This window comes from Floccifex sp. (assembly GCF_051873555.1).
In the GTDB taxonomy this organism is placed as follows: Bacteria; Bacillota_I; Bacilli_A; order Erysipelotrichales; family Erysipelotrichaceae; genus Floccifex.
The window spans coordinates 1-12,749 of the sequence record NZ_JBJEEY010000058.1 but is presented as its reverse complement, the minus strand read 5'-3'; the positions used below and the strand labels follow the sequence as shown (position 1 = coordinate 12,749).

The window sequence follows — 12,749 nt, the reverse complement described above, 5'->3', positions numbered from 1 at the left end:
GTTATGAAAACAGGCTTTTATCCCATGAAAGTCAAACTTAAATTGTTCTTCAAATGGGGTATTAAATTTGAGGAAAAGTATGAGGTAATGGAAAACGGCAACCGTGAAGTTCACTATGCCAACCGCTCGGAGTTGTTCAACAACATAATCCAAACATACTGTCCTCACTATCTTGAACAGCCAGTAACTGATTCGGGATTCGACGAAGCAAACGGTGAGAAAAAGAAGAAAAATGAAAACTTAAAAACCTCTCCTAATGCAGAGCAGAACGACAGCCAAGATTCTTTTAATTCTGAACAGCAAGATGAGCCAACAGAAGAACCCGAAAATTCAAGCGTTGAACAGAACGCAGACAAGCAAAGAAAAGTAGTCATAAGAACCGAAAGACCACCACAGGAGGTGCTGGACAATGAGTAAATTAACTTTTCTCTATCAAATGGACTTGCCACATCGAGCCATTGCCGTATATACCTACCTCCACGACCGAGCCAACAAAAACGGCGAATGCTGGCCCTCTGTAAAAACAATAGCAGGCGACATAAAGTTGTCGCCTGCCACAGTCCGCAGAGCTATTAAGGATTTGAAAAAAGCAGGATTAATAAAAACCGAACAACGATACCGTGAGAAAGGCGGTAAGAGCAGTTTGCTATATAAAATATAAAATAAAACATTTTAAAAACATAAAGTTAAGAACACGTAATACATATTACTTTTTAGCCAAATACACATTAAAGGTATTGAAATCACATTTGAATGAATCGACTAATTCCAAATCAAAATCATTTTTTATGTATTCTGGTGTTTTTGTTAATTCGTTTTTTACAAACCAAACTGTATCATAATTACGGATTTCAACCACAAGCTCGTTTTTGTCTATACATTCAACATTGTCGAATGCTGCAAACCAAGGCTCGCTGTAGGTGCAAATATGTGTGCTTTTAGGATAATAATATGACATAATTCCAAACGCATTGTCGCAATAGACAAAAATATCTGACGAAGAAATTATTTTTTTAAACCTGTTAAGAAAATTGGTCATTGATGAATTGTATTCAAACATTCCCGTTGTAACAACACAGACAATGTTTAGAATACAAAGCGATATGCAAAGTGCTTTTTTGAACTTTCCTTTTGTGTTTTTTGTTCCAAAAGCAATCAACAATGCAAAAATCCCTAAAACTACAACACTGTACCGTGCAATGTATAACGGACGAATAAAAACGGTTACGAAAAGGCCTGTAAACTGAATACTTAAAATAGATATAATTGCAAATATTACGGGCAATCTACGATTTTCTTTTTTAGTGAGTATTACCGCTGAAATTACAATTCCTGATACAAATACAATAATCGAAAGCGGTTCTACGCTTGTAAGCCAGAAGCTGCCGGAAGCCGACTTTGCCTGATTTAACAGCGGAATAATCCATAGAGAATAGCTGATAATCATTGAAATATCTGAAATAATTATCTCTTTTAACAATCTTCTGTTTTTTATAAAAATATAGATATTCACAAATGCAAAAATTATACCAACTGCTAAAAGTGCATAAATATGATTGTATGAGGCAAACAGAGCAGCAATAACAAATAAAATGCAATGGTAAGATTTGTGGTTTTCAATAAACAACAGAGCCTCAATAAAACAAAGCGTAACAAAAAATATGCACCACTCATATGACCTTTGCTGAACGCTGAAATAAAGTGACATAGGAATTGTCCCTATGGTAAGCATATAGACTATTGATGTACCCAAACCAAAATGCTTTTTAATCACTGTACAGCCTAGCGAAAGCGTTGCAATATAACCGAGTACCGAAAAAATTTTAGTTACCAAAACCGAATAACCGAAAATCTCACAGAAGAGTTTTAGAGATATGAAGTATAGAGGCGGATGCATGTCCGATTTTAATATTTCAATTACTTCGGAATAATTGTGCTGAATAAGCGACAAGGTATAAGCTTCGTCAAACCATACATTATTGTTAAAAATCAGACTTATTGAAAAGAAAGACAGTATTGTGAAAATAATATATGATAAATTGTTATAGTGGTTTTTCGTTCGCTTCATAAATATTCCTCTTACTGAAATTATAATTTGATTTTAACATATTATAATTACATCAATAAAATGATTGTCTCAATAATTGTTGAGACAATAGTATCAACATGATAGATTATATAAATCTAAGAAAATATAATTTATTGCCAAAGAGCAAACATACTTAAGTACTGACAGGATTATTATAAAAATTTGAAAAAAGCCTAATAAATTGAAACCGAACAGCCTTACCGTGAACAAGGTGGTAAGAGCAGTTTGCTGTTTAAAATAAGCAAATAACGAAGAATAAAAATATATGTAAATATAAGAGATTATGCTTGATTGTTATTTTGTATATTGAAATTTATTCCAATAGTGGAAGTAAAGGTATTTGTATTACTATCAAATTTCATTTCTAAATTTCCATTGTATTTTTCAACTACTCGTTTAATACTTCTAGTGCCAATTCCATGCGTACCTGAGGTGCTTTTTGAAGATACAAGAGTTCCATTTATATATTTAGGCTTTTTATTACAAGAATTTGAAATTTTAATGATTACAAAATTTGAGTTCCTTGTACTGATAGAAAAATCAATAAATTTATCACTTGACATTAACGCTGATTCCACTGCATTTTCTAAAAGATTGTCAAGCAAGGCGGTTATATCATGTTCTTTCATAAAATCAATATTTGCGTTTTTTATACTGATTGTAAAATTGATATTATCTTTCTTGCATATCTCATAATACCTATGAGTAATTAAATTGACTGTAGGGTTATTACAGTAGTCAATTGGATTCATAATACTAAAATCATTAATAATTTCAGATATATATTGAGCTATATTTGAATCCTTATCTTCTGATAATTGTTTAATTGTATTTAAGTGTTTAGTTATGTCATGAATCAATACCTTTGAGTTTTTATTTTGTTCACTTAATAGCTTATAGTAATCTATCGTATCTTTTTCTTGTTGCTTATCTAAAAGTATTTGTGTGTATTTTTGATTAACTTTTATTGTTAGTTCGTTTATATAGAAAACTATAATATTCGAAAATAATAAAAGCAAGTTTCCTAAAACTAAAGATAATTTAAAATTTTCATTTACTGAGTAGACAATACAAAGATATACAGTAGTGCACATTAAAATAATAGAAGCGATTGGTAGAATGCAAAGAATAAGAGAAAACCTAGAATTCGCTTCCGTGCTTTCTTTTTGTGATATTTTTATAATTAAATGTACGGATAAGAAATAAAGCAATTTACAAATTACGGCTTGAATAATTAATACAAAATCATCATTATAGCTTTCAAATAAATCTATTCTGAAAATGATTGAAGAAAAATAAAATACTATTATTTCGGTGACAATCATAATAGAGAGAAGAATTAAATTATTAAATAAAGCGGATTTTATTTTAGTCTCGTAACATATTTTAGAAATTAGAAAATTACAGATGAAGAATCCTAAAAGATTCATAATAGGAATTTCATAAAAATGTATTATGTATAATATAATAAAACTTCCTAGTGTAAATAAAAATATAAACTTTTTAGCGATTTTTCGTTCAAATTTAAAATCAAAATAATAAAGAGATATTAGACATTCAATAAAAAATACCAACGCATAACATATATTTGAAGTCATATTGTGCCTCCCATATATTCATAAAATGATTTTTTAAAAGAAGCGTAAAAACTACGTGATATCGGTACTTTTACTTTTTTTGAGTCAAAGGATAATGTGACTTCATTTTTATCAAAATCTGTTACATTTTTTAAATTTACGATGAAACTATAATGTGATTGTGCAAAATAATCATATGATTTTAAACAATTTTTCCAGTATTCAAACTTTTTATTAGAAATATACTCATTATTTTTTGTGATTATTTTTGTTTTGCGCTTTTCAATAGTTAAATAGAGAATATCAATAGTAAATATATTATGACATTCATCAAAGTAATCTAAAATAATTATCTCTGTACTCTGGTGATATAGATTTAAAGCAACATCCATACTTTTAAAGAATCTGCTTTTATCAATGGGTTTAGACAAAAACCTAAAAACATTAAGATCCATTGCATCATCTAGGTATCCTTGAAAAGAAGTAACTATAAAAATAATAATATTAGGATTTATTTTTTGGAGATGTTTTGTAACTGTGAGTCCGTTAACACCTGGCATTTCAATATCAATAAAAGCAAAATCAATTTTAATTTGCTTTGTTAAAATATCATCCCCATTCATAAAACATATACAGTCAAATTTATATCTTGTGTGTTTTGAAATATCAAAAAGGTATTTTTTAATTTGAGTAATTATTTTAGGATTATCATCACATATTAACACTTTCAAAGTAACATCCCCTTATATAAAGAATTATAACTTAAAAAGTGTGAATTGTCATCTGTTTTATCACAGTTTAGATAAAATTATATCAATTATTTTTGATGTTAGGTTTAGTGATTTAATCATTGCAAAGATTTAATTTGTCAACATTTTTTAGGAATATTATTCTGTTTAAAGCGTGTAATAACAGATTGTAATGTGTGGTATTTATGTATTAAAGATTTTGTAAATGTTTCAATACCTCATAAAGAGTAATCATTTACAATATTGAATATGTGGTTATATAAAATATTGACTTTTACTGCTTTAATTGTATTACTTTTCTTATTTATGCTATACGAATTCGGATTTATATATACATACATTAACATAACCCAATAAAATATTAGTAATTATAAATAATATTTAAAAGAAGATATAAATACTTATATTGTTAATAATCAAAATATGTAAATATTCTCTCTAAGTTGTTTAAAAACAACGAAAAATGATTAAAAAGCTACAGGTTTTGTCGAATTTGTTACCGATTTTGCAAAAATAAACATAATTTTATAAATTCTGATAAAATATATAACAGTGAGGTTGATAAGTTTGAAAGATTGTGATTTTAGCACACCTAAAAAAGGGGCATAAGAAAGCAAGCCCCCATAAGGTTGCAAAAATAAAATGTTAAAAATCAAGAAGTAATAATATATCCTTGTCTTTGAAGAATGAATACAGCCTCGTCAAAGCTGACAGTTCTATGCTGGGGCGGTAAATCCGATTTTGTATACAAATTGGGGTTGTATGGCTCATTTTCCTTTAAAATATTGTAAATTGCGGTAAGGAGAGTTCTTGCGATATCAATAATTGCTTTTTCGTGACCTCTGCGCTTTTTGAGCGCAAGGTAACGGTTGCGTATTTCGGAGTACTTGTTGCTTTTGATAGCAGCAAGTGCACATTGAACTAATAAAGGCTTAATGTAAGCGCCTCCACGACTAATACGAGTAGTTTTCTTTTTGCTGGCGCTTTCATTATTCTGAGGAGTTAAAACTACCCAAGAGCAAAGATGTTTTGATGTTGGAAACACAGACATATCAACTCCTATTTCCGAAATTATGGAAACTGCGGAAAAGGATTTGATACCTGGAACAGTCAAAATTAGATTTAGTTGTTGCAGGTACTTCTCAACAAGATTTAGAATAACTGATTCAAGATTAGCCTTACATGTTTCAATATTATCCATATGTGAACGAATAATTTTGAGTTTTTCAGCCTGTTCATTACAGATGTTACCGTCTATTGCAGCGAGTATTTCTTCATCAGTAGATTTCATACCCCTTGTTCTAAATTTAGACACATCCGAGATTTTCTCTGATGGATTCAGAAGAAGGGCATTGATGATACTTGACGAAGCCTTACCGAACACATCAGTAAAAACATCATCTAATTTGATATTGGAAACAGTCAGGCAATTTTGCACACGGTTTTTCTCACCGACAATAAAATTGGTTAGTTTGTTTCGATAACGGGTTAAATCTCTCAACTGACGAATATCAGCCGGAGGAATAAAGCTACCGTTAATCAAATCATGCTTAAAAAGCTCAGCAATCTATTTGGCATCCTTTTTGTCAGTTTTCTTGCCCTTAATTGCTTTAACATATTTTGGGTGAGCCAATACAATATTGCAGGACAATTCAAGAATGTTGTAAATAGGAATCCAATATTTGCCTGTGGATTCCATACAAACATCCTTACAATTATTTTCTTTGAGCCAAGCTGCACATCGTTTAAGTTGATTGGTAAAAGTCGAAAAACGATTGCTTTTGTAGGTGGTAATACCCTTGTTGTCGGTAGTTGCAATGCAACAATAGATAAAGGTTTTGTGGACATCTATTCCACAGCAGACAGGATAAACGATTTTTAACATAACACATCCCTCAAAATTAATATTTTGAGAAAACAAACAGGGACTGGATGCTCACTGAAAGATTGAGTAGTCCGTCTCTCCAAAGATAAGTTTACAGGGTTCAAGGCCCTAATTATTTGTGCTTGAAAGAGCATCCGACACACATAATTATTCAGTTCAGCATACGCTGAGCCTACTCACCTCATCGTGCTCTGTAGTGTGTTTGCTTTCTCAAGTACATTCTAACAAATTTTACATAGCTTTCCTACAAGTCGCTTTCATTTATTTTTGTGCCTTGTAGCAAAGCGGAAAGGAATGGTCATAATAATGAAAAACGAAAAGATTTTATCAAACAAGATGAAAAACGGAATCAAAAAAATGGTGTCTGTTGCTTTAAAATCAAATGCAAATTCTTCAGGATGCTTTGTAATATATCAACCCAAGGCGCCAAAAGGTTTGGAGAAGTTTAAGAAGTTCAAATGATAAAGTTAATTTCGGATAAAGTTGCTTGCTTTTTATGCAAAGATGAAGGACAAAATGATAATTTTGATTTATATGTGTATGGTGTATATATTGTTTTATCATCATCATTACATATTGCAACAATTATTGTTTTAGGATTGTTCTTCAATTTATTAGTCGAAAGTTTAGTGTTTTATTTTTCTTTTATTGCTATCCGTAAGTTTGCAGGCGGTTACCATGCTAAAACACCAACAAGATGCTATGTGTTTTCTGTTATTTCAAGCATAATAATGTTGTGCTTAATTAAATATGCAAATAGTGTTGGTAATATATTTACCTATTTACTCATAATATTTGAATTGCTTTGTGTGGTGTTGATAATATTAATGTCCCCTCTTGACACAGAAAACAATCCATTGAATAGTTATGAGAAAAAGTGGTACAAAACATTAGCTGTTTTAATTTCAGTCTGTATATTTATCATATCATTATTTTGTGTTTTAACAGAACTCAGAAATATAGGGTGCTCTTTGATATGCGGAGTTATAATGAGCACCTTGGTGTTATTAATGAGAAAAGTCCAAATTACAAATTAAACTAGGATTAAACTAAGCATTTACGGTTTCAGGTTACTGTAGACAAACTCAACAAATATAAATGAAGAACATAAATACAAAAGAAATTATTTATTGTATTATCAGGAAGGAGGAGTTTCCGATGTTTTAATAATTTGCGAAAAATTATAAATATATTAAAAAGAAAGAGGTTTTACAATGAAAAAGAAAATGTTCTTATTAGGATTTTGTATCCTAATGGTTTCAACGATAATGTTAGGTTGTTTTAGTGCATCAGCTGCAACCACAACCAGTTCGGGTTCGTACGTACTCAGTAAGACCGATCAAACTGAGAAAAAGCATACAAAATCGCTTTCGGTTTCTGGTGGAGGTAGTGCAACAGTCACCGCACAACATTGGAAAGGCAGTACTTTCCCTACATATTCTGATACCGCTTATTCCAAAATTAATAGCAGTAGCAGTTTAAAATCAACAAGTGTCGCCGTTTATATTTATAAAACAAACGGTGACTTGGCCGCAAGCGGTTCTTCTTCAAATTATGTAAACAAAGAGGCAGGCTACGGTACTACTGTTGGTAGCACTAAACACATTTTCACGTTGAGCAATAACAGCAATACATTAATATACAATGTTGTGGGAACTCAATCATAAGTAGATATTCAAGTTGAGGGTGTCCTTATACTATAAGGGCACCCTTTTGAGGATAAAGCTAATGTTAAATTTATCAATTAAAATCTTTTGGCATTTTTTAAAAAATAATAAGTTATTGGTTGGATTTCTTTGTTTAATACAGATAATATCTATATTTGCCTCTCTTTTTGTGTTTTCGTATTTTGCAAGCTATACAAATGCAAATAAAAAATATGATAATTCTAAGACCTATACTGTATCGTTTAATGGTGCATTCATCGATGATAATATGATGCTAAAAGAGATAGAGCATTTTAATAATAAGTGTGATTTAGAATTAAATGCAGTCTCCATAAAAGCTAATATTGCTGATACAAGAATAATGTTTGACTATCTTTACTATCCCAATCACATTAAGCATGGCAGATATTTCAATAATGATGAATTCGCAACAAACAAACATGTAATAATATCAGGTGATGAAGGTGTGATAGAAGAGGATAAAATATCAATATGCAATGATAAATATACTGTAATTGGTACATATTCAGTTGGCGGTTATAATATATTGCCTATATCGTCTATAAATGATGTGAAGCATAATAATGAATCTGTATCAATTGTTTTAGATAAATATCCTGATGACGATGAAAATAATAAAATTATTTCTCAATTGACGGAATGCTTTGAAAATGCAGAAATAATCTATCCGGAAAGAATAAAAAATATTGACAGCTTATGGAATGATTCTACTACTATTATATATATAGGAATATTTTTGTTATCAATGATAAATGTAGCATTTGTCTATTTATATATATTAGAAAAGAATAACAAAATTATTTATATTTATAGATTGAACGGTGCGACAAAAACAACTTGCATTTTTCTCTTAGCTAATGTAATTTTCATTATTGCTTTAATATCATTTGTATGTGGATGTATTTTTTCAAGATGTGTCTTGCCAAGCATAATTGAATATGTACAATATGAGGATTTTACATACAGCTTAGGAATATATGATTACATTAGTATGATTATAGTGTACTTTATAGTTATTATTATTACAAGTGCTCCTGTAATTTCAAAATATGTAAAAAATATATCTATTTCCGAAAAAAGATTGGGGTGACAAAATAATGAAGTTAATTAAATTTTCATACCATCTTTTCTGTAAGAATCTATTAATGAGCATAATTATAATAATACAATTAGTTGCTTCCACTTTATTATTAAGCGATATTTTAGTTACTGCAAATAGTTACTTCGTTACAGTTGATGAGTACATTAGCAGTGGACTTTCAGATATAAACGGAATAATAGTTGATAATGGCGGTAATTCTGTTCCGGAAAGATTATTAAATAAATTACCTGAAAATTCAATAGATTATTGTGAATTGGGTGGGGTAGCTTACTTAGGAGAATATACTCTTTATGGATATAGCAATGAATTTGTAAATGATTATATTCCCGAATTATCAGAGGGAACATGGTTAAACGAGTGTACGGATGATTTAAAAGATATTCCTGTAGTGATACCCTATTCCTTAAATAATTATTTTAATATTGGTGACATAATTGATATTGATTCAGAAAATGGTTTTACGGGAAAGATTGTTGGTATATTAAAAACCTCCTACTACTGTACTTTTAATAGCGGTGGTACAGAATTGAATACAAAAGATATGTTAGGCAAAGCAGATGAATCATTTGAAATTCCGTTATTAACATTATATAATTATTTACCAAATGAATTCGTTAGTACTGGAATGACTGAAGCTATCATTTTAAAAAATTCAAGCGATTTAAATGAATCTTATAAACTGTTTAGTAATTATTATTATGTTCGAACTTTTTCCGATGTATTAGAAAACGGAAAAGAAAATGCTTATGCAAGGGTTAGAGCATTAGGTCCGATTTTTTTAACTTTATCTTTAGTTTCATTGTTTGGAATGATAGGTTGCATTGCTATTTCTACTTATAAGAATCTTTATTTTTATTCCATTTTATATCTATGCGGTGCTTCAACCAAAAAATGTTTTTTGATAAGTTTATTATATACTGTTATCTATATTGTTCTGACATTGGTTGTATTCTTTGTAATATTTATTTTTGTTATGCAAAAAAGTATGTGTTGGCTTAATTATATTGCTATAATAGCTATAATTATGATACTGTTATCATTATCGTTAATTCCTTATAGAATATTAAAGAAAAACCCACCTATAGAAGTTTTTAAATATAAAAGATAATCGGAGGCAACTATGATTGAAATTAAAAATTTGAACAAGATATATTTAAAAGGGAAAAAAAATATGGTTCATGCGTTAAACAACATAAACCTAAAAATTGACGATAGAGAAACGGTTGCAATTATAGGAGAAAGCGGTGCGGGTAAATCCACATTATTACATATTATGTCATGCATTGATAATTTTGACGGAGAATATTATCTTGATAATATTGATATCAATAAACTTAGCGAAAGTAAAAAATCAAAGCTTAGAAGTTCTAAGATTGGAATAGTATTGCAGGATTTTGCATTGATTGATGATTTTACTGTTTTTGAAAATGTAATGACACCCTTATATTTTAATAAGAAAATAAAGGATAAAAAAGGTTCAGTAATGAGAGCTTTAAAGAAAACAGGAATTGCGTCCCTGAAAGCTAAAAAAGTATCACAGCTTTCCGGTGGTCAAAAACAGAGGGTAGCTATATCGCGTGCTTTGGTCACAAACCCAGAATACATATTTGCCGACGAACCTACAGGTTCATTGGATAGTAAAACATCGGAAGAAATAGTGAAAATGCTCTTTGATTTAAACAGGAATGGAATTACCATAATTATAGTAACACACAATTTAGATATTGCAAATAAATGTCAACGCGTTATTGAGATAAAGGACGGAAATATTATTAAGGATAATTGTTCGTAATTAAAAATAAGAATATAAATGCCGACAAGTTATAGCTTTTAATGCTATTACCTGTCGGTATTATTTTTTGCCTTTTTGCATTGAAAGCAGAAAGGGCAACTATGTTTTTTAGAAACAGAAGTCCTCCAATCGACCTGAATTGTTAAAAATTCAGATTGATTGGAGGAAAAATAAGTGGATGATAATCGTCCAAAAAGAAGAAAATCAAAGGATAATCCTTATACAATTTTTGAAGAGAACGGAAAATTTTATGTTGTTTTTAAAGATGGACAAGGTGATGAAAATAAAGTTGAGGTTAATAATGATGTGTTTAGCTTGTTTAATGATAATGAACTACATGACATTTCTCAGTTAAACGAGTTTGACAGGCATATTGAACACTCTGAGCAATCAGAAATCACCTTGCATAAGAAAACACTGTCTGACAATATTACGCTAGAAGATATTATTATTTCTAAAATAAGAAACGGAAAATTAAAGGAAATGCTTATTTGCCTGTCACCGTTGCAGAGAGAAAGAATAATACTATTCTACTGGGAACGATTTACTTGTTCTGAAATTGCGGAAATTCAAGGATGTACGAGGCAAGCTGTATCATTAAGTATTAGACGAGCAAGAAAAAAGCTAAAAGAAGAAATTCTTAGAAGAGAAAATCTTTAATAAAATCACACGGGATATTTTGTTGAAAACGCTGAAAATAAATTTTTTTCAAAAATAGGCTTGTCAAAACGCTTTTAAGTGAGGAAACAGGTGAAAGGGTTAATTCTCTTTTGCCTGTTTCTCTTTTTGGGAACGGGCGTTGATCTTTGAAAACTTAATATCAGCACATCAGATACATTTCTTCTGCTGTCCGGAACGGACAAGCCACATGAGCGAACATATTTTATATATCTTCAGGACTCAGACATTGAAAGGCAAATTCAATGACGGCGATGACAGGCAGAAGGGACAATGATACTTCCGTCCAGTCACAGCTCGAGCGAGATAAAACCGTCGCAAGCAATGAGGGCGGCTGTGGGAGATCCTCACGGTGGTGAAATTCCAATGGAGTCAAATGCATGACCGTCTGACGTGTTCCCGGTTGGGGGGAATTTAGGATAAATACCAACTAAAGCAAGGCGGTTTAATATTCGGAGAAATCCCAATGCCTAAGTAACAGCACATTGTATGTCTTACAGATATTTAACCTTATGTGCCGACAACGGTGTTGTATATGGAAACCGCCTTGCAAAACGATTGATATAAGACAGCAGGCAACGGCTGTGCTTCGCATAGCTGTTGCCTGCTGTAACAAAATATAATTATAGATTGGAGAAATTAAAATGATAGGTTTTATTATTGGATTATTCATAGGTGCATTTATCGGTGTGTGCATTATGTGCTTATGCAACGCAGCTTCAAACGCTGACAAGAATATTGGAAATCATAAAACATCAGAGGAAACTAAAGATGATGAATAAGAGTAAAGCAATAAAAAATTCAGAATGTTACTATGAACTCAATATGTTAAGTCTCCTTATGAAGATGAATCTGCTGACAGAGGAAGAGTACAAAAGCATACTTGAAATCGTCTTGGAAGGATCTGAAAGCATATTGCTGACCGCATAAAAATAATTCAAAAAAGATGTAATATTCGCTGGATAGTTTCAAACTCTTGTGATATTGTTGTCTTGCAAAAACAGAATTACAGAAAGGATGGAAAAATGGTAGTTACTGAGATACAGCCGACCAAAAAGAATGACGAAAAAATCAGATTGGCAGCTTATTGCAGAGTATCAAGTGATTCTTCGGATCAGATAAATTCATTTGCGACTCAGATAAAATATTATACCGATTATTCAAAGGTGCATACCGAATATGAGTTGGT

15 protein-coding genes are annotated in these 12,749 nt (G+C 30.7%); 10 read left to right on the top strand and 5 right to left on the bottom strand.

What is annotated here, in order from left to right; translation table 11 throughout:
• Together ACI32A_RS03345 and ACI32A_RS03340 are read left to right on the top strand one after the other, a co-directional pair.
• Nucleotides 1-417: hypothetical protein (locus ACI32A_RS03345; protein WP_439753606.1), on the top strand; the 417-nt coding region annotated here is incomplete at its 5' end.
• Entirely contained in the window at nt 410-661 is a 252-nt protein-coding gene (locus ACI32A_RS03340) for a helix-turn-helix domain-containing protein (RefSeq protein WP_439753605.1), read from the top strand. The genes ACI32A_RS03345 and ACI32A_RS03340, both read left to right, overlap by 8 nt.
• 45 nt (nt 662-706) lie before the next feature.
• Here the strand turns inward: ACI32A_RS03340 and ACI32A_RS03335 are convergent, their stop codons facing one another.
• The 5 genes from ACI32A_RS03335 to ACI32A_RS03315 form a co-directional block, all read right to left on the bottom strand.
• Entirely contained in the window at nt 707-2,068 is a 1,362-nt protein-coding gene (locus ACI32A_RS03335) for a hypothetical protein (protein WP_439753604.1), read from the bottom strand.
• A gap of 302 nt (nt 2,069-2,370) precedes the next feature.
• Nucleotides 2,371-3,687, bottom strand: a complete 1,317-nt coding sequence (locus tag ACI32A_RS03330) for a sensor histidine kinase (protein WP_439753603.1) — start codon at nt 3,685-3,687, stop codon at nt 2,371-2,373.
• Entirely contained in the window at nt 3,684-4,391 is a 708-nt protein-coding gene (locus ACI32A_RS03325; protein ID WP_439753608.1) for a LytR/AlgR family response regulator transcription factor, read from the bottom strand. The genes ACI32A_RS03330 and ACI32A_RS03325 overlap by 4 nt, the downstream gene beginning before the upstream one ends.
• 676 nt (nt 4,392-5,067) lie before the next feature.
• Entirely contained in the window at nt 5,068-5,958 is an 891-nt protein-coding gene (locus ACI32A_RS03320) for a transposase (protein ID WP_439753602.1), read from the bottom strand.
• A 24-nt stretch (nt 5,959-5,982) separates the two neighbouring features.
• Complete coding sequence (locus ACI32A_RS03315) at nt 5,983-6,300, bottom strand: IS110 family transposase (RefSeq protein ID WP_439753601.1); 318 nt, start codon at nt 6,298-6,300, stop codon at nt 5,983-5,985.
• A gap of 294 nt (nt 6,301-6,594) precedes the next feature.
• On the opposite strand from ACI32A_RS03315, the gene ACI32A_RS03310 reads away from it, so the two are divergent.
• The 8 genes from ACI32A_RS03310 to ACI32A_RS03275 all read left to right on the top strand — a co-directional run bounded on the left by ACI32A_RS03310 (nt 6,595) and on the right by ACI32A_RS03275 (nt 12,342).
• Nucleotides 6,595-6,762 carry a cyclic lactone autoinducer peptide gene (locus ACI32A_RS03310; RefSeq protein WP_439753607.1) on the top strand — a complete coding sequence of 56 codons (168 nt, stop codon included), beginning with the start codon at nt 6,595-6,597 and terminating at the stop codon, nt 6,760-6,762.
• The gene (locus tag ACI32A_RS03305; protein WP_439753600.1) at nt 6,759-7,337 is read left to right on the top strand and encodes an accessory gene regulator ArgB-like protein; all 579 of its coding nucleotides are present in this window, start codon (nt 6,759-6,761) and stop codon (nt 7,335-7,337) included. Before ACI32A_RS03310 ends, ACI32A_RS03305 begins: the two co-directional genes overlap by 4 nt.
• A gap of 177 nt (nt 7,338-7,514) precedes the next feature.
• Complete coding sequence (locus ACI32A_RS03300) at nt 7,515-7,967, top strand: hypothetical protein (protein WP_302198911.1); 453 nt, start codon at nt 7,515-7,517, stop codon at nt 7,965-7,967.
• A gap of 61 nt (nt 7,968-8,028) precedes the next feature.
• Nucleotides 8,029-9,078, top strand: coding sequence for an FtsX-like permease family protein (locus ACI32A_RS03295; protein ID WP_439753599.1), 1,050 nt, complete (start codon nt 8,029-8,031; stop codon nt 9,076-9,078).
• Nucleotides 9,079-9,085: 7 nt separating this feature from the next.
• Nucleotides 9,086-10,198, top strand: coding sequence for a hypothetical protein (locus ACI32A_RS03290; protein WP_439753598.1), 1,113 nt, complete (start codon nt 9,086-9,088; stop codon nt 10,196-10,198).
• 12 nt (nt 10,199-10,210) lie between these two features.
• Nucleotides 10,211-10,882 (top strand): ABC transporter ATP-binding protein, encoded by a 672-nt coding sequence (locus ACI32A_RS03285; protein WP_439753597.1) that lies wholly within the window; start codon nt 10,211-10,213, stop codon nt 10,880-10,882.
• A 174-nt stretch (nt 10,883-11,056) separates the two neighbouring features.
• Nucleotides 11,057-11,542, top strand: a complete 486-nt coding sequence (locus tag ACI32A_RS03280) for an RNA polymerase sigma factor (RefSeq protein WP_439753596.1) — start codon at nt 11,057-11,059, stop codon at nt 11,540-11,542.
• 662 nt (nt 11,543-12,204) lie between these two features.
• Entirely contained in the window at nt 12,205-12,342 is a 138-nt protein-coding gene (locus ACI32A_RS03275) for a DUF3789 domain-containing protein (RefSeq protein WP_296152660.1), read from the top strand.
• The last annotated feature ends 407 nt before the right edge of the window (nt 12,343-12,749 follow it).

Coding starts and splice junctions, on each gene's coding strand:
- ACI32A_RS03340 (WP_439753605.1), top strand. CDS start 410: ATGAGTAAATTAACTTTTCTCTATCAAATGGACTTGCCACATCGAGCC.
- ACI32A_RS03335 (WP_439753604.1), bottom strand. CDS start 2,068: ATGAAGCGAACGAAAAACCACTATAACAATTTATCATATATTATTTTC.
- ACI32A_RS03330 (WP_439753603.1), bottom strand. CDS start 3,687: ATGACTTCAAATATATGTTATGCGTTGGTATTTTTTATTGAATGTCTA.
- ACI32A_RS03315 (WP_439753601.1), bottom strand. CDS start 6,300: ATGTTAAAAATCGTTTATCCTGTCTGCTGTGGAATAGATGTCCACAAA.
- ACI32A_RS03310 (WP_439753607.1), top strand. CDS start 6,595: ATGGTCATAATAATGAAAAACGAAAAGATTTTATCAAACAAGATGAAA.
- ACI32A_RS03305 (WP_439753600.1), top strand. CDS start 6,759: ATGATAAAGTTAATTTCGGATAAAGTTGCTTGCTTTTTATGCAAAGAT.
- ACI32A_RS03300 (WP_302198911.1), top strand. CDS start 7,515: ATGAAAAAGAAAATGTTCTTATTAGGATTTTGTATCCTAATGGTTTCA.
- ACI32A_RS03295 (WP_439753599.1), top strand. CDS start 8,029: ATGTTAAATTTATCAATTAAAATCTTTTGGCATTTTTTAAAAAATAAT.
- ACI32A_RS03290 (WP_439753598.1), top strand. CDS start 9,086: ATGAAGTTAATTAAATTTTCATACCATCTTTTCTGTAAGAATCTATTA.
- ACI32A_RS03285 (WP_439753597.1), top strand. CDS start 10,211: ATGATTGAAATTAAAAATTTGAACAAGATATATTTAAAAGGGAAAAAA.
- ACI32A_RS03275 (WP_296152660.1), top strand. CDS start 12,205: ATGATAGGTTTTATTATTGGATTATTCATAGGTGCATTTATCGGTGTG.